Below are 17275 nucleotides of genomic sequence, written 5' to 3'. Positions count from 1 at the left end.
CTCTCCCCCAGTGCCCTTTACGAAGAAATCGCAATAACACTTAATCGGGTAAGAGCTGGCATATGCCTTGAAACCGACTTAGCTCGCTTTGGAGGCTTGAGATACGTGTTTCGTTTCTTCTATACTACTTGCGATTTTTCGCAAAGCTCACAAGACCGCCGGCCGCCGCAATATCTTGAATGAATTGTGGCAGCTCCGTCCCTTGGTATTGTTCATTTTTAGTCAAGTTATACACAATCCCTTTGGACAAATCCACGCCGATTGCATCACCTGCATCGATTCTATCCACCTGGTCTCCGATTTCAACAACAGGCAAACCGATGTTGATGGCATTACGGAAGAAGATTCGCGCAAAGGAATGCGCCACGATAACAGGCACGCCTTTAGTCTTAATAACGCCCGGTGCGTGTTCACGGGAGGAACCGCAACCGAAGTTCTTTCCGGCCACCATGATTTCTCCGGCTTTCACATTAGGAGCGAATGTAGTATCAATATCCTCCATCGCATGTTCCGCCAACTCGTTCCAGTCGGCAATTGCCAGATAGCGGGCCGGAATGATCACGTCTGTATCCACGTCGTCGCCGTAGCGCCAGATTTTTTTACTTTCAAAATCCATATTAAACCTCCTCAGGCCCTGCAATACGGCCTAGTACAGCACTCGCTGCCGCCACATAAGGGCTTGCCAAATACACCTCGGAATCCACGTGCCCCATGCGACCACGGAAATTACGATTCGTCGTGGAAACGGTGCGTTCCCCTTCGGCCATGATGCCCATGTAACCGCCCAGACAAGGTCCGCAAGTCGGTGTGGACACGGCGCAGTCAGCCTGAATGAAGATATCCAAAAGGCCGTCCTTCATCGCCTGGTCGTACACATCCTGAGAGCCGGGGATCACGATACAACGCACGAAGGGAGCCACCTTGCGACCTTTCAAGATTTCAGCGGCGGCCAACAGATCTTCGTAGCGCCCATTTGTACAGGAGCCGATGATGACCTGGTCGATTTTGATATCTTTATCGATATCCCCAATGTAATGCGTGTTGGATGGCAAATGCGGGAATGCCACGACCGGCTGCAATTTAGACAAGTCGATGGTTACCGTTTGCGCATACACCGCATCAGGATCCGGATTGATAGGCTCAACAGGTCGATGTACGCGGTCTTTGATATACGCTTCGGTGATTTCATCATAAGGGAATACGCCGCATTTACCGCCCGCTTCGATAGCCATGTTACAAATCGTCAAGCGGTCCGCCATGGTCATGTGCTTTACGCCTTCGCCGGCAAATTCAAGCGCCATATACCGAGCGCCGTCAACGCCGATGCGTCCGATTAAATCGAGGATTACGTCTTTACCGGTTACCCATTTATTCGGCTTTCCGATGAGTTCAACCTTGATGGTTTCAGGCACCTTGAACCATGTTTTGCCTTCCGCCATCGCCACGCCCGCATCGGTGGAACCGACGCCTGTGGAGAATGCGTTAACCGCGCCATATGTACACGTGTGGGAGTCCGCACCGATCATCATTTCGCCGGGACCGATAAGGCCTTTTTCCGGCAAAATAACGTGCTCAATACCCATACGCCCCACTTCAAAATAGTTCGTAATACCATATTCACGTACGAAGTCGCGCATCACCTTGGCCTGTGTAGCGGATTGAATATCTTTATTCGGTGTGAAATGATCCGGCACCAGATAAATTTTATGACGGTCAAATACGGGTTTTCCGATTTTCAAAAACTCTCTGCGAGCCGGTGGAAACGTGATATCGTTCATCAACACCGCATCCAAATGACATTCGATAATCTGGCCCGGCTTAACCACATCGAGACCCGCGTGACGAGCCATATTCTTTTCAGTAATGGTCATACCCATTTATTCTTCCTCCTGTTGTTCTAGCTCCATAGCTAGGAATACGGAATTCACCGCATTGATATATGCATTCACACTTGATTTAACGATATCGGTGCTGATACCACGACCATGGTACAGGCGACCGTTGTATTCCACCTTGAGGGTTGCTTCCCCGAGGGCATCTTTGCCTGCTGTTATGGCGCGGATCTGGTAATCCTTCAAGCTGATCGGCAAACCGACCACACGTTCAACGGCCTTGAGGGATGCGTCTACCGGACCGTCGCCGACCGCTGCATCCGCTCTTTCACCATCCGGAGTCATGAGACGGACATCAGCGTATGCGTAGCCTTTTTCCCCCAATTTGTAGTATTGAGCCACGAGCTCGAACGCTTTTTTATGGTGAATATTATCCACCACAAGGGCGATAATATCGTCGTCGTACACTTGTTTCTTGCGGTCCGCCAACGCTTTAAACTTCATAAACAGATCGTTGATTTTTTCCTCCGTGAAAGTATGGAACCCAAGGGATTTCAAATGATCATCAAAGGCATGGCGCCCCGAGTGTTTACCGAGAACGATGTTCGTCTTCTCGGCCCCTACGGATTCAGGTGTCATGATTTCATAAGTTTCAGGATTGTTGAGCATACCGTGCTGATGAATACCGGATTCATGAGCGAATGCATTGGACCCGATAATAGCCTTGTTCGGCGGCACTACGACGCCTGTTAGACGACTTACGAGTTTGGATACCTTTGTAAATTGTTTCGTATCGATATGTACCTGAAGATCGCCGAAGTAATCGTGACGCGTTTTAAGAGCCATAACAACCTCTTCGATGCCGACGTTGCCCGCACGTTCGCCAAGTCCGTTGACCGTACATTCCACCTGACGTGCGCCCGCCTCGATAGCCGCCAGAGAGTTCGCATTGGCAAGGCCCAAATCATCGTGACAGTGAACGGAGATAATCGCCTTTTCAATGCCCGGCGTATGTTCCCTGATGTAGCGAATCTTATCGACAAATTCTCGCGGCATCATATAGCCTACCGTGTCCGGCACGTTGAGAATCGTAGCGCCGCCGGCGATAGCTACACCGAATACTTCGCACAAAAAGTCAAGATCCGTACGGGACGCGTCTTCACCGGAAAACTCGATTTCATCGAATTTACCCTTAGCAAATTCCAAAATGGATTTCACCTTTGCCAACACCTCTTCACGAGTCATCTTCAATTTATATTTCATATGGATTTCGGATGTCGCGATAAACACATGCAACCGGCTGCGCTCCGCATCTGCAAGGGCCTCCGCCACCTTCTGCACGTCCTTTTCGTTCGCACGCGCCAAGCCGCAGATCGTTGCGCCCTTTACTTCCCGTGCAATGGTCTGTACCGCTTCAAAGTCCCCCGAAGATGCGGCAGGGAAACCGGCTTCGATCACATCGATGCCGAGGCGCACGAGACCTTTCGCAATTTCCACCTTCTCCGGTGTCTGCAATGCCACACCTGGTGTCTGCTCTCCGTCACGAAGCGTTGTATCAAAGAAATATATACGATTCTGTTCCATAATAGCCACCTTTTCTATCCTCATAAAACATAACACTGTATTATATCTATCCATAGTAAAAGTTTATAAAATCGCCAATGTCAACACCATGTATAATCAATGATTTACTAGACTTTCACAAATAAAAAGCCCCTCAGAACAACCGTCGTTGCTCAAAGGGGCGTTATATTCATAACACGGTACCACCCTAATTGGGACTCGTTTCGGCGATAACGGAACCACCGTCGATGACTACTGACGTTCGCCACCGAAGCTCACGGGAGAGTGTCGGCGTACAACCTCTATTGCCTCGCACCGGCCGGCAACTCTCTGAAAGCAGGATTTGTAAACCTTTATACCCGTTCATCGCTTGATTTAAGATATAAGGGTATTATACGGCATTCTATAGAACTGTGTCAACCAGATGGACATGTGAGTTTTGTGAAAGCACAATTTTATCATTACAATTTGACATAGACCATGATTTCACGCATACTGAAAATAAGCAGTACCAAAGATTGGAGGAATTATTATGAGCGGTTCAAGCAAATTCTTCTTTATTTTATCGGGTATTGTAAGCATTATCCTAGGGATATTCTTACTAGTAAACCCCGTTATTAATCTCATGGCTTTTGCCTGGCTATTTTCTATTATCTTTTTTGTCAGTGCAGTCAGCTCCATTATGAATTATTTTATGTTACCCGCTGAATTGCGTAGCAGCTGGTATCTCATCGGCGGCATTATCAATGCTTTATTCGGTATCTTTCTCGTGTGCGGCGGATTTGCATTCCTACCGTTGGTATTCCCGATCACAATCGGTATCTGGATGGTAATCGATGCTATCATCATTTTCATTAAATCCAGAAATGCCGACTCCATGGTATCACTATTGGGCGGCAGTGCAAAATGGCTCGCACTTGTTCTGTTACTATTAGGCCTGTTACTCATATTCAAGCCGATTGCTTCCGGTGAGGCATTTATCTACTTTATCGCTTTCGGTTTCTTGTTTGACGGCATTCACTCCATCGCGGAGGCTTTCAGAAAATAGAATAACCATACACTATTAGATTGACCAGTACTGCCAAATAGCTGTCACAATGGCGATTATATATCGTTCTTGTGGCAGCTATCTTATTTTGCCAACCGTCATGGTAAATGTACTCGCCTACTACATTTGCAAGTGGGTAGACGCTTTCCTAGCCATTTTATTTAGCAACTAGCCTATCGCTCTATCATTAGCGTAATAATGTACACTCTTAATCATTTCTCTAGCCCTATCAATAGAAACTGGCTCATTAAATAAGAACACATGGTTCTGATTTTCATATTTCCACGATGCTAAATATACAGAATTATCTACCATTCTATAGGTCACCGGCATGCCTTTCACAACATCTGTTCTCTGAGGTAAGTAATCTTTATAATCGCCTGCGATATTACCTGATACTGTAGATACGCGATACTTAATATATTTTGGTATATCATTTACACTGTCAAAATATTTTCCTTTTGAAAGTTCATGATACGCATACACCACCTGTAGCACATCATGATCCACAATGGCTACATGTATAGGACGGAGTCCCTCTACCCCCATCGGCAACTGAGAATTAAAGTGCAAATGCTGTTTAGCCTCATATACAGAATCAAATACCTCTAACGTTTGATCCTTGCGAGTACTTCTATAATCTGTATCAGTCATAGCACAACTACCAAGTCCATCAGGACATGGAAACTCATTTCGATCACCATAAGGCTGGTCATAAATAGAATTGCCGTTAAGGCGTAACCGCATCAAGTCATCTGCGGAGGCGACATTGATAGAACCTATGAAAGCTAATGCAGACAATACACACACAATCTTTTTTATGATACAATCCCCTATAAACAAACTACATCTATTAAGTAAATTATATCATTAAAGGAACAGATGCTCATATAATACTAGTTACAGCATGATTCTAAAGCCTATAGTTAGTAAATATAAAGGAGATTATAATGATGTACGCATAATTAACATAATTGTGCAAGCTTTATTAGATGCACACACAAGTAATCCAGCAGTAAAAAATTGCTCAATCATAAGCTGATGCCGAAGACAAGCCTGAGCAAGACCAACTACTAAAATTTCAGTAGTCCATTTTCATCAAACTCAAATTTTGGCCCCCATGCAACTTCCCAGTAATATCCATCCGGATCAGAAAAATATGCATGGTATCCACCCCAAAAAACATCTTGTGGTTCTTTTATAATTCTCCCACCAGCATTTCGTACTAATTCAATAACCCTATCAACATCTTCTTTATGTTCAACATTATAAGCTAATGTAATTCCCGCAAATCCATTTTCCGCTGGTGGATTACTTTCATCAATATCTTTTGCTAATTGTTCCAAAGGAAATAGTTCAAATTTTGTCCCTGCCGTATCAAAAAATATTACCGGAGGATTATTTTCTTTACAGTCAGTCTTATATCCTAAACCATCTCTATAAAACTTTATTGATTTTTCCATGTCTCTAACACCTAAACAAATGCAAGTGATCTTATTCATTACTACCTCCATAAGTTCAAATTACTTTAATCTAATAAGCCGGAGTTTATTTGTATTTCCTTATAATATATTTCGGTTTAGAATTTCAATTACCTCGTAGAAGTATTTAACAATCTCCTTATTATCCCTCTTATCTCCTCCTCAATTTTAGTTTGTTTATATTATCCTAATCCTATCTTTTACAAATTCAATAAAACTACGTTGCGCCAATCGCTGATAATCCGCTTTTATTATAAAATTATATCAAAAAGTTCCTCAGTAATCATCACAAATCTATCACATTTGATAGTATCTATCTCAAATCATTCTACTATTCAAAATAATTGTAGGTGCTATAATAAATTCAACAAAAGGAATATATGCTCATATAATGCTAGTTACCGCACTATCATGAACAGATGTTAGTAATTATATAAAGGAGACTATCATGACACACGCACAATTAACACAACTCGTACAAGCTTTATTAGATGCACCGACCAGCAACGAGACGGTAAAAGAATTCGCTCAATCCTGGCTCAATGCGGAAGGCACGCCTAAACAAGCGGAGCTCACAAAACAACTCGTATCCGTGGCGGAACAGAATATCGCCTTCATCGATGAAACAATCGGCTTTGCCGGCTCCGATCTGGCAAAACAAATGCTCGGTGCCGAAGCAGCCGCACAGTTATTGCAACACGCAAAAGACATTAAGGCAAAAGGCGCTGAATTCTGCGACTGTCCGGGATGCACGGCGGCTAAACATATTATTGATTTGAAAGCGGAAATTGAATAGTAATATATTACTTATTAAGAGGTCATCAACACACGTTGTTGATGACCTTTTTAATACACAAAACGGCCCCTCATAGAAGGGTCGCTTTGTTTAACAATATGTCTAATATATGTGAAAGCTTTCCGTTCATAGTCTAATTAGATGGTTTTTGTAACACCTGTAATATTTTAAAACTCACCGCAATGTTTACAAGGATAAGTAGCAATGTTATGAACGAATACGCCAGGAGCCAATAGTTCATAGATACCACATCATAGATCCGGCAGGCACAATAACCGGCCGTGATGACGCCGCTAAGAACACCCGGTATATACTGTCTCAGAAAAATACTTTGGAATATATGCCCGATCACATGGTATATATACGCTATGATGACAGTAATGTAAATGTCGAAGCTTTCAAAATACATACTCAAGCCCAGCACAATCAACAGGAGTATGAATTCCTGACAGACGACGGCGTTGAATCTGGACGGTGTAAACGCCCCCGCTAAAAATCGACGTTGCAACTGCTGATTTCGCCCCATAAAATAAGGAAACAAGAGCATCTCCTCAAATTCGTGCAGCATAAAAATACTGGGAAACAATAAGAAAAAACTATTCAGATCCATAAGGCGCCTCCTTCATAAATCCGATTAAGTTTAATATGACAGCTTTATACTACCCTTTTTTCACCTGCACGCGCAATACAGTCTTCAATTTTGCGGGCTCCACCTTTCGTGCATCGGACAGATAAATTTCCCGATGCCACTCGTCGTTAACACGTTGCAAATTATGAGCAGCGCAGAATTCATCTACTTTCACAAACGATTCCGGTTCATTATCATAAGGCCCGACATGCAATATCTGCACGCAATCGCCATCCTCTATCGATTCGAGTCGCACGTCCTTAAATCGAGGCAACGATTTTTTCTTGGACACATTAATAATAGCCGCCTCCAACACGTCAGGGGTCACAAAATCAGGTTGTCTGATCATCAGCCGATATTGTAGATTATTCTTATCAAACTGCTCCGTATGCTCGATCTGCTTCCAGAGTGCCTCCAACGGATACACGGTGTAATCAAAGTACCCATCCGGCGTCACGCCCTTTTTCGGCAGCATCTTTATCCCGTAGGACAACGAATATAACGTCTCAATATCATCGGCAAAAGCCGCATGATTAGGATTTCCCACGCCATCCAGCACGAGGAACTTCATGCTCGGCACCGTAACCTGCACCGCCTGCTGCTTCGGACAATACAGGTCTTTCTCATGTTTACGCCATTCGTGTTTTACTGTAGTCATAATTAGGGACTCGCTTTCAGAAAGTATAAATACTATATACTATTAATAATAACGGAAAATTATGAAGGATTAAAAATAAACGTTTATCATCAAGCTTTCAGCAATAATCTTATATTCATAATATGTTTGTATTGTTAATATAATTATACTTTTCTATAGCCATCCTGATTTAAAAAACGATTAAGCCTCTTATATTTTTTACCGCTACTTTTCACCCTTCTTGCAACTCGTCATATAAATGAATAATTTCATCAATGGCATTTTCTGAATAAAAACATTTTTTAGCTCCAGACTTTGTTTTAGGATTTAAATAAATAATCTGGCATAATTCAACATTATTTTTTATATTACTCATTATATTATGAAATGCTTTACCTATTTTTATATCACTCCTCTTTTCCCTAATCCTTTGTATTAACTCACCGTATGTTAAAGGCAATACATCAAATTCAAAACCATGATAAGCTGGGGCATTAGGATTATTCGTTAATCTAACCCCTTTTGTTATGCGAACCGATCCATTACGCTGGTCTATAGATGCAATTATATCCGCATTTTGTATATTCTTATAACTAGCAGTATAAACATCAAAGCCTATAACAATACTTTCACCAATTCCTTCAGCCAAAAGCTTTCGAGTACTATTCAAAACAGAATTAACGAATTCATTATGACATCTCTTATAATTTTGTTTCAAATACTCTATTGGATCAAATGGCAATTTAAATCCTACCGGTAAAATAACCAAGTTATCATCCCGAGTAATATCTTTGTTAAAATATCGTTTTACAAATTCATCATAATTCATAATTGCTTTACTTAATAGCATAAATATTACTGGATCTAATTCGGGTTCATAAAAATGAACATTTAAACATCTATATTCATTTAATAAAAATAAATTTTCAGCACTTGATTTAAAAGGCAAATAATCATTTTTTGCATTAATGTGATTTCTTGTCAAGGCTAATGCTTTAGTAAAAGAAATGGTATGTCCATCTTTTTTATTTTCATATATATTCTTTTTACTAATATATTTATATACATAAGCTTTTAAAACTAACTCCCATGCATTTATTATAAGGATAATAGTTGTAGGATATCTATATGGTATATTAGGTTTATTATGAATTTCTATCCCTGCAAATAATGCAGCGATAGAAGAATTAAGCAATAATTTAGTTACTGACTTCCCTCTTGGCAAAATAATCTCCTCTAATAGATATAAATTTGTTATACGACCATCAATTTAACTTAATATCCACACATATTTTTTCTAATCCATAATTCTTTCTTTAACATATTATACTCTCTTTATAAATCAGGTCATCTAACGCTTTATCTTTCATCCCTTTTCTTTTACTATAAAATGAATGTAATCGTCTGTGATATTCATCCAAAGCATCATTATTATCTTTGATATAAATAAGACTCTCTTCATACTTCCAATGTATTCCAAAATCACTTTTATTTTTTATGATATTCTCTACCTCTTTTTTGGGAATAAATCTATCTTTATCATTATCATAATATTCTCCTGCACTTCGCTCTCTTTCAATTAGAACTCTAGAAAAAAACTGTTCAATGCTAAATAAATAATTTTTCCTAACAATAGACTTAGGTACAATAAGCAACTCTTGATTGTTAACTTTATATGATGGAGCAGGAACTTCTTTCCAACTCAAACTAGCTAAATCCCAAGTCCAATATTTTGTTCTGCCATTACTCTTCACCTTAAACTTTTCCATTTGCTTTAACATATATTCATTTAAGTGATTATGTAAAATATTAGTTAATAAATCTGACAAACCATCCTGTGAAAAGCGAGTAAGCAATAATGGTAAGTCTACCGCTTTCTCTATAGTAGAAATCCTCTCAATATAATCCTCTAGGGGACTAAATATAGCTAGTAATCCATTTACAGTATTGCCTCTCCCATTATCACCTCGTCCATAACCGAAACGAGTTGCATTTTGTTCTCCAGCATGAGATAATAACTCCCGTTTCCTTGATATATTATTATCTCTATAGGCCTTATAAAATTCATCAAAAAAAGATTGAACTATTAGGTTCGCATCTTTATACCATTTTCCCTGATTCATTTCAATCAATACCGGATCAATAAATAATAAATTATCACTATTAATATTCACATCAACAAAATCATAATGTGAATGCCCCTTTACCCGTTCGTTCCAAATATCTGATACATGTTCTCTTGTCATATATATCCCCTTCTCCCATAAAAATACATTCCAACCACAAAACTTTCAAATCCCTATAATTGTGTTGCTTCTTCCATCAGAATATCATTTTTCAATATTTTAATTCGCTATACATGTGATTTAATAATACTTTCGAATTCCATACAATACCTCCTACACAAAAACAAACTTTTTTATCTCATATTATTATATTTCTACATATTATTAGAAACTCCTGCATATATAAGTATAGTTAATTTATTTTTATAATTTTTATACTTTTGATAATTTTCAAGGTTATAATTCTTATTACATTACATGCCCTAGATTACAGTTATTTAATTCTAAAAAAGCTATTTTATCAATGTCACAGAACTGAATAAATATTAAAGGTATCCTTAATAGTTAAACTTATGATTTAATAAATACTCAAAAAGAGAGCCCCTGTTCCAAACAGGGGCTCTTTCTACACACTCGCTTCCACTAGTGCTTGTGTATACGGATGTACCGCTTCTTTCAGTCGGGTTGATTCGATGTTTTCCACGATTTGTCCGTCTTTCATCACCAGGATTCGATTTGTTACGGCTTGTAGCAATCCGATGTCATGGCTCACAAACACATAGCCGAAGGGTTGTTCTGTATGTATTTTTTGCAATAGGTCGAGTACGAGTTTCTGATTCACCGCATCAAGGGCCGATGTAGGTTCATCGAAGAGTACCAGTTTCGGCTTCATCAGCATAATTCGCGCCAGTACGACACGTTGCAGCTGGCCTCCGCTGACTTCGTGAGGGTATTTCCGGATAATCGTTTCCGGTAAGTCCACATGTTGAATCCATTTGCGGATATCTTCCTTCGCTTCGGCCATGTCCATAAGACCATAGTTAATGTACGGCTCAAGCAGAAAGGCTTCCAATTTCATCCTCGGCGGAATGACCGCCAACGGATTTTGAAACATCATCTGCATCGAGCGGTACACTTCCGTATGGTTTTGAATCTGCCATATATCTTCGCCGAAGAGTCGCAATGTACCCGATGTAGGTTTTTCCAACATTGCAATGAGTCTAAGTAGCGTACTTTTACCGGAACCGCTACCGCCGGCGATGCCTACCCGCTCATGATCAGCAATTGTAAAGGACACATCATCAACGGCACGCACCGTGTGATTATGGTTCGTATAATATTTACATATATGCTCAGCTTGTATCATATTACACCACTTTCATCACGGAATCCAACAATATACGCGTATAGTCATCTTTAGGATGCGCCATTACCTCTTCGGCAGCGCCCATTTCAACGAGGCGGCCCTTATTCATCACGCCGATACGGTCGGCAATGCGCGCAGCCGCCTTGATGTTATGGGTTACCAGAATCACAGTTGCCCCGAGGGCCTTTGTTACCTCTTTCAGTAAATCCAGCACCGACGATTGCACTAGCATATCCAAAGCACTGGTCGGCTCATCAGCAAATACGATGTCCGGTTTCAGAAGCAGGCTCAACGCAATCGCCAGGCGTTGCTGCATGCCGCCGCTCAATTGAAATGGATAGGATTGTAAAATACGTTTCTCTTCCGTCAAGTGAACGAGCTGCAGCATATGCAGCACGCAATTTACATCATACGGTTCATCATGGGCACGCAGTAAGTCTTTGAAATGGTTTTCCACGGTACGAGCCGGATTCAAATAGGCACCGGGGTTCTGAAAAATCATCGACGTACTCATGCCGCGCATTTGTCGCCAATCCTTATCGCTCAATGTCGAAATATCCGTACCGTTCAGCAAAATTTGACCACTTATGGTAGCCTTCTTCAGCATACCGAAGGCGGCGCGAATCAAGGTCGATTTCCCGGAGCCGCTTTCACCGACGATGGCAAACACCTCACCGGTGCGCACGGAAAAGGATACATCGCGTACGGCCTGTTCCGCACCATATGAAATTGATACATTGTCAAATACTATGCAATCAGATTTATTCAATAGTAGAATCCTTTGTTAATAAGTAGTAATCGATCGGATGTACCGGTACATTTTTAACCTTGGATATGGAGACCACATTGGCAGCAGGATACAACAAATAGATGTCAGCCACGTCATCAAGCAAAATGGACTGTACTTGTTTAGCCACATTGGTACGTTCATTTTGATCGAATGTAACCGCTAGTTTGTCAATTAGTGCATCCACTTGAGGATTGCTATAACCGCCTACATTAGCTTTAGAACCGGATTTATAGAACAAGCTGAGGAACCAGTAAGGATCGTTTGTGGACATGGTCACCACATTACGTTCCACCAAATCAAATGCGTCTGCGCCGAGGGTATCCACTTCATTAGGACTTTGCAATTTTCTGAGTTCTACCGCGATGCCCGCCTGTTTCAATTCCTGTTGAATTTCTTCATACATGCTGGTATCTTTGCCCCAAATAGCAAGGGTCAACTTCAATTCCTTGCCGTCTTTTGCATAGATACCGTTGCCGTTCTTCGCATAGCCCGCTTGCGTCAACAATTCATTTGCTTTTGCAAGGTCAGTGACTGCCTTATTTAAAAGCCCATCATAGCCCAAGTTTGCGGAAGGAGGGAACGGAGCACCACCCGCCAATGCACCGCCGCCGATAACTTTCGCCATCGTATCGTAGTTGATGATATGAGCCACCGCGGAACGTACATTTTTATCATGTAGCGGAGAGGCTTCCGTATGATTAATTTTTAGCATCATTATGCGGACACCGGCCACATCTTGAATGCTGAATCCGTCTTTAAACAGGCTGCGATTAGCGGAATCGACCTTTTGAATGACATCCACGTCTTTAGATTGCAACGCCATGGCGCGCTTATTATTGTCTTCAATATCTTTTACAGTTACAGAATCAAGGCCCGGTTTGCCGCCCCAATAGTCGGCGAACGCCGTTAACTCGATGCTTTCACCCTTTGTGAAAGAGGTGATCTTGTACGGACCTGTAAGAACCGGTTTAGCCGCCACATCCTTAAGATCTGCCGTATCCATGATAACGAATGCCGGTTCAGTCAAGCTGGACAATAAGGAGCCGTTAGGTTCCGTAGTTTTAATAATCAAGTTTTGACCATCGACGGTAATGGATTCGATTTTAACGGCCTTCGCAGAGCGAGGGCTTTGTTTCATCGTATACTCGATGGACTCTTTTACCTTTTGAGGTGTCATCGCAGTACCGTTATGGAATTTTACATTTTCTCTGATATGGAATTTCCATGTGGTGGGGTCAATATTTTCCCAGGAATCAGCTAATTGTCCGGTAAATTTCATATCCGGTGTCACTGTAGCCAAGGTTTCACCTGCACCGATACGTGTCAAGGTCCACGCATCCCATTCATGCGTCGGATTCAATGTTTCACCGAACCAGTATAGACCGACATTCAAATGCTTGCCTTGTTTAGCCGTATCATTGCCGCAGCCCACCAAAAGAACTACCATACACAGCATGGACACACATGCCAATAACCAACGTTTCATAAATACTCCTTTTCATACACCCCATCGTAATGAGGCTTTCACTAAAAACATTCATATTGCACGCGGTCATCGTGATACATCGAGGGCATCACGCAACGCATCGCCAATATAGTTAAACAGAACAACAGTAATAAAAATCGCCAGCCCCGGATAGATCAACAGCCAAGGCGCGGTTTGCAGAAAATCGCGGGAGCTCAACAGGATCGCCCCCCACTCAGGATCAGGCGGTTGCACACCGATGCCGATGAGCGAGAAACTGGCCACCATAATGATGGCGTCCCCTAAATGTTGAATAATGACAATTAATAACGGCGGCAGTACATTCGGCAGAATATAGCGCCATAGGATCCGAATCCTCGAAGCGCCGGACATGCGAGCAAAGGTAATATACTCGGCATGGCGTTCGATATGGACGAGGCCCCTCGTGATGCGCGCATATTCCGCCCATTTAGTAATGCACAGCGAGATGATCACATTCGTTATGCTTGGCCCCATGATGCCGATGAAAGCAATGGCGATAACCATATTCGGGAATCCCAGCACCAAATCGATCAATCGCGACAGCCAACGGTCAACGCGCGGCGTGGAGAATCCCGCCAGCCCGCCGATAACGATGCCTATCGCTCCGCTGATGCCGATAATGGTGAAAGCAATCCACAGCGACGCCTTCCCTCCATAAAGGATACGGGACCACACGTCGCGGCCCAGCTGATCGGTTCCGAGCCAATGAGTACTGCTGATATCCTGCAACCTATCGGCTACATTCGTCACCTCCGGATTATAAGGCGCAATGTACGGGGCGCAGAGGAAAAATACGATCCACAACGCCGCCAGTACAAGCATGATATATAGGCCGTAAGGCTTTCGTCTATTCATAAGAGCCTCCTTTTATAGCGGCCCTTCGCTTCGGATTAAGCCAGATACTCAATACATCGATGATGATGTTAATTACGATGAACACCATAGTAATCCAGATGATATACCCTTGCATCAATACATAATCGCGGGCGGTTATGCCCTGTACCATCATATAGCCGATGCCTTTGATGGAGAACACCGTTTCAATAACCGCGGAGCCGCCTAACATGGCCCCCATCGTAACCCCCATCATAGGTAATAACATAAGTCCTACATGAGGGAAGATATAGCGACAATATACCATCCATTCCGGTAAACCGAGAGCTCTGGCCCCCTGTACAAAAGGCCGTTTCTCAACCTCCAGAATAGCATTACGCAAACGGCGAATATATAAGCCGCAAATCCACAGAGCAATCGTCAAAGCCGGCAGTATATACACGGTAAAGCCCTTTGTATTCGTCACCGATACAAGCTGCAGCTTCACGCCGAATAAATACAATAGCAAGAGCCCCACCCAGAACCCCGGAATCGCCAAGGCGAAGAACGTAAATAGCCGAATCACATGATCGGCCCAGGAGTCCTGATACCGTGCCGACAACATGCCAAGCGGTATCGTTACGACTATGCCCATCAAAAGCGCGAGGGATACGAGTCCCAATGTATTTGGCAGCGCTCCACCAAGAAGCGTAGCAACAGGCAAAGAATACAATATAGATTCACCGAAGTCTCCTCTCACGAGTTGTCCCAACCAGCGTACATATTGCTGCCACCACGGGTCGTTGAGGCCGAGCTGCTCCCGCATCTGTTCCACTAATACAGGATCAGGTGTAGCCCCTACCAGATTAAACTTCATCGCCACGGGGTCGATGGGGGACACCTTCATCAGTAAAAACGTTCCCAAGGTGACGACCAATAAAACACCTGCAATACTGACCAGCCGCTGCAGTACCAATCGATACAATCCATCACCTTCTTTCATTTATGAATACCCATAATAATATTTTAGCAAAAACGGCGTGGACATATGTATACCCGTGGCGGTATATTGGAATTATTCTCATTATGAAAGTTTGGCATAATACAGAAACGACGTTTCATACAAATCGTAATAAAACTAAATACTTATGCTATTATGATGACAAAAAAACAGCCCCCATTAAAGGAGCTGTTTCATTATGAATTATTTTGTATATTTTGTATGTTGTTTTTGCGCCACCGTGTTAGCAATGATCGCTTTTGCCATATCGCGTGTCACAGGGCGTTCAAATGACATCGAATGGTTTTGTCCGTCCTTAGCCCAATTTACGAGATACACCATTTTCTCGCCGCCTCTGAAAGTCACTTTCACGCCGTCAACCTTTTCAGTCGCAGTCACTTTGTGCTGTGTGTACTCACCGCTGATGTCCTCTTTCAACGTGGAAACACGATAGGTAATGCGTTTACCGTTCGCCTGATTACGTGTTTCATCTTCACCGTCCTGATATGTATAAATCACTTGAAGGATATCCTTATTAATGGTGCTCACAGATTCAATATTATAGCCCACCGGCAATACCTTCGGCATCTGCGGAACTATATTCATGTACTGAGCCGCTTCATCAACGGTTTTAAATTCATGCATCGGATTCGGCATGCCTGTCTTAGGTGCCGCAGCTTCATTAGCCACCTCTATAGATTGAGATATGTCAGCCTTTACCGCATCAGCTTTTGACATATGGAAACCGACGCCCGCCGCACCGGCCGTACAATACGAAGCCGTACCCACACAGGCACAAGCCACAGCTGTTAACAAAAATTTTTTCATCGTAGATTTCATTATTACTCCCTCACACAGCAAATTGCATAACTTTACATTATTAAAATTTTATTAAATTTTCTTTAACAATATCAGTATAACTTAAAATGTAAAGGAATTCAATCCGGTTCTTTATTTCTTATGTACCATAAATCCCGCTGCCTGCTGGTTCGCCATGATGGTTACGTCCGAAATCTGCATCCGTTTCGGCTGGTTCGTCACATACACGACGACGTCGGCCACATCCTGCGGCTGCACCGCATCAATGCCGGCATAAACGGCTGCCGCTTTTTTCTTATCCCCGTGAAAGCGCACTTCGCTGAACGGCGTTTCCACAATGCCCGGCTGAATGGTGGTCACCTTGATATCCGTGGCGATCGTATCCATGCGAATACCGTCACTGAGGGTCTTAACCGCCGCCTTCGTGGCGCAGTAAACGGCTCCGCCCGGATACGCATAAATACCGGCTGTTGAACCCATATTCACGATATACCCCTCATTTTTGGCGATAAAGAACGGCAATACCGCCTTTGTCACATACAGGAGACCTTTCACATTCGTATCAATCATCGTTACCGCATCATCGATATCACTGTCCTGAAACGGATCCAGCCCCTGCGCAAGACCTGCATTGTTCACAAGAATGTCAATACCGCCGAACGATTCAATGGCAGCGGGCACCTTGGACATGACATCATCACGATTCTGTACATCAAGCACCAACGTCTCCACGCGCACGCCATACTGTTCCATCAACTGAGACTGCACCGTATCGAGCAACTCGGTACGACGCCCCGAAATCAATACATTATCGCCATTCTTGGCATACGCCTCTGCAATCGCAAGACCGATACCGGACGTAGAGCCGGTAATAAATACATTACGAGACATAATAAACACCTCACATTCTCACAATTCATATACACCCT

Annotated in this window: 18 protein-coding genes and 1 other annotated feature; of the genes, 2 read left to right on the top strand and 16 right to left on the bottom strand. The window is 42.7% G+C overall.

The genetic code is table 11. From position 1 onward, the window contains the following. Positions 1 to 124: 124 nt before the first annotated feature. Genes VEHSUH05_RS00260 through VEHSUH05_RS00250 form a run of 3 tightly spaced genes read right to left on the bottom strand, consistent with a single transcriptional unit; the run spans position 125 to position 3416 of the window. A complete protein-coding gene (locus tag VEHSUH05_RS00260; protein WP_054674157.1) occupies positions 125 to 616 on the bottom strand; it encodes a 3-isopropylmalate dehydratase small subunit in 492 nt (163 codons plus the stop codon). Position 617: 1 nt separating this feature from the next. Beyond that, on the bottom strand, positions 618 to 1877 hold the full coding sequence (gene leuC / locus VEHSUH05_RS00255) for a 3-isopropylmalate dehydratase large subunit (protein WP_105090374.1): 1260 nt from the start codon (positions 1875 to 1877) through the stop codon (positions 618 to 620). After that, positions 1878 to 3416 (bottom strand): 2-isopropylmalate synthase, encoded by a 1539-nt coding sequence (locus tag VEHSUH05_RS00250; RefSeq protein WP_105090373.1) that lies wholly within the window; start codon positions 3414 to 3416, stop codon positions 1878 to 1880. 153 nt (positions 3417 to 3569) lie between these two features. Then, positions 3570 to 3771: a binding site (T-box leader), on the bottom strand. Between the two features lie 156 nt (positions 3772 to 3927). Between VEHSUH05_RS00250 and VEHSUH05_RS00245 the strand changes: the two genes are divergently transcribed. Continuing rightward, a complete protein-coding gene (locus VEHSUH05_RS00245) occupies positions 3928 to 4443 on the top strand; it encodes a DUF308 domain-containing protein (RefSeq protein ID WP_105090372.1) in 516 nt (171 codons plus the stop codon). A 168-nt stretch (positions 4444 to 4611) separates the two neighbouring features. Here the strand turns inward: VEHSUH05_RS00245 and VEHSUH05_RS00240 are convergent, their stop codons facing one another. Both VEHSUH05_RS00240 and VEHSUH05_RS00235 read right to left on the bottom strand, forming a co-directional pair. Continuing rightward, positions 4612 to 5265: a hypothetical protein gene (locus VEHSUH05_RS00240; RefSeq protein WP_054674193.1), complete on the bottom strand. Its 654-nt coding sequence runs from the start codon at positions 5263 to 5265 to the stop codon at positions 4612 to 4614. A 251-nt stretch (positions 5266 to 5516) separates the two neighbouring features. Beyond that, positions 5517 to 5945: a VOC family protein gene (locus tag VEHSUH05_RS00235; RefSeq protein WP_054674162.1), complete on the bottom strand. Its 429-nt coding sequence runs from the start codon at positions 5943 to 5945 to the stop codon at positions 5517 to 5519. A 427-nt stretch (positions 5946 to 6372) separates the two neighbouring features. Here VEHSUH05_RS00235 and VEHSUH05_RS00230 point away from each other — a divergent pair, with 427 nt between their 5' ends. Further along, the gene (locus VEHSUH05_RS00230) at positions 6373 to 6720 is read left to right on the top strand and encodes a hypothetical protein (RefSeq protein ID WP_054674164.1); all 348 of its coding nucleotides are present in this window, start codon (positions 6373 to 6375) and stop codon (positions 6718 to 6720) included. A 133-nt stretch (positions 6721 to 6853) separates the two neighbouring features. Here the strand turns inward: VEHSUH05_RS00230 and VEHSUH05_RS00225 are convergent, their stop codons facing one another. The 11 genes from VEHSUH05_RS00225 to VEHSUH05_RS00175 all read right to left on the bottom strand — a co-directional run bounded on the left by VEHSUH05_RS00225 (position 6854) and on the right by VEHSUH05_RS00175 (position 17237). After that, a complete protein-coding gene (locus VEHSUH05_RS00225; protein WP_105090371.1) occupies positions 6854 to 7330 on the bottom strand; it encodes an HXXEE domain-containing protein in 477 nt (158 codons plus the stop codon). Positions 7331 to 7379: 49 nt separating this feature from the next. Beyond that, complete coding sequence (locus tag VEHSUH05_RS00220) at positions 7380 to 8006, bottom strand: GyrI-like domain-containing protein (RefSeq protein ID WP_105090370.1); 627 nt, start codon at positions 8004 to 8006, stop codon at positions 7380 to 7382. Positions 8007 to 8217: 211 nt separating this feature from the next. Continuing rightward, positions 8218 to 9210 (bottom strand): DUF3644 domain-containing protein, encoded by a 993-nt coding sequence (locus VEHSUH05_RS00215; RefSeq protein ID WP_105090369.1) that lies wholly within the window; start codon positions 9208 to 9210, stop codon positions 8218 to 8220. A 91-nt stretch (positions 9211 to 9301) separates the two neighbouring features. Further along, complete coding sequence (locus VEHSUH05_RS00210; protein ID WP_105090368.1) at positions 9302 to 10231, bottom strand: hypothetical protein; 930 nt, start codon at positions 10229 to 10231, stop codon at positions 9302 to 9304. Between the two features lie 445 nt (positions 10232 to 10676). Further along, positions 10677 to 11417 (bottom strand): ABC transporter ATP-binding protein, encoded by a 741-nt coding sequence (locus VEHSUH05_RS00205; RefSeq protein ID WP_054674172.1) that lies wholly within the window; start codon positions 11415 to 11417, stop codon positions 10677 to 10679. 1 nt (position 11418) lies between these two features. Further along, positions 11419 to 12186, bottom strand: a complete 768-nt coding sequence (locus tag VEHSUH05_RS00200) for an ABC transporter ATP-binding protein (protein ID WP_054674174.1) — start codon at positions 12184 to 12186, stop codon at positions 11419 to 11421. After that, positions 12179 to 13693 (bottom strand): ABC transporter substrate-binding protein, encoded by a 1515-nt coding sequence (locus VEHSUH05_RS00195; protein WP_105090367.1) that lies wholly within the window; start codon positions 13691 to 13693, stop codon positions 12179 to 12181. Before VEHSUH05_RS00195 ends, VEHSUH05_RS00200 begins: the two co-directional genes overlap by 8 nt. Before the next feature lie 66 nt (positions 13694 to 13759). Then, a complete protein-coding gene (locus tag VEHSUH05_RS00190) occupies positions 13760 to 14569 on the bottom strand; it encodes an ABC transporter permease (RefSeq protein WP_105090366.1) in 810 nt (269 codons plus the stop codon). Then, on the bottom strand, positions 14562 to 15512 hold the full coding sequence (locus VEHSUH05_RS00185; protein ID WP_105090601.1) for an ABC transporter permease: 951 nt from the start codon (positions 15510 to 15512) through the stop codon (positions 14562 to 14564). The genes VEHSUH05_RS00190 and VEHSUH05_RS00185 overlap by 8 nt, the downstream gene beginning before the upstream one ends. 219 nt (positions 15513 to 15731) lie before the next feature. Further along, a complete protein-coding gene (locus VEHSUH05_RS00180; protein ID WP_054674815.1) occupies positions 15732 to 16367 on the bottom strand; it encodes a hypothetical protein in 636 nt (211 codons plus the stop codon). Between the two features lie 111 nt (positions 16368 to 16478). After that, positions 16479 to 17237, bottom strand: coding sequence for an SDR family NAD(P)-dependent oxidoreductase (locus tag VEHSUH05_RS00175; RefSeq protein WP_105090365.1), 759 nt, complete (start codon positions 17235 to 17237; stop codon positions 16479 to 16481). Positions 17238 to 17275: the final 38 nt, after the last annotated feature.

Origin of the sequence: Veillonella denticariosi JCM 15641, assembly GCF_002959855.1 — a bacterium.
Taxonomy (GTDB): Bacteria; Bacillota; Negativicutes; order Veillonellales; family Veillonellaceae; genus Veillonella; species Veillonella denticariosi.
The sequence above is the reverse complement of the archived record's forward strand: the minus strand, read 5'-3'. Positions and strand labels throughout refer to the sequence as shown.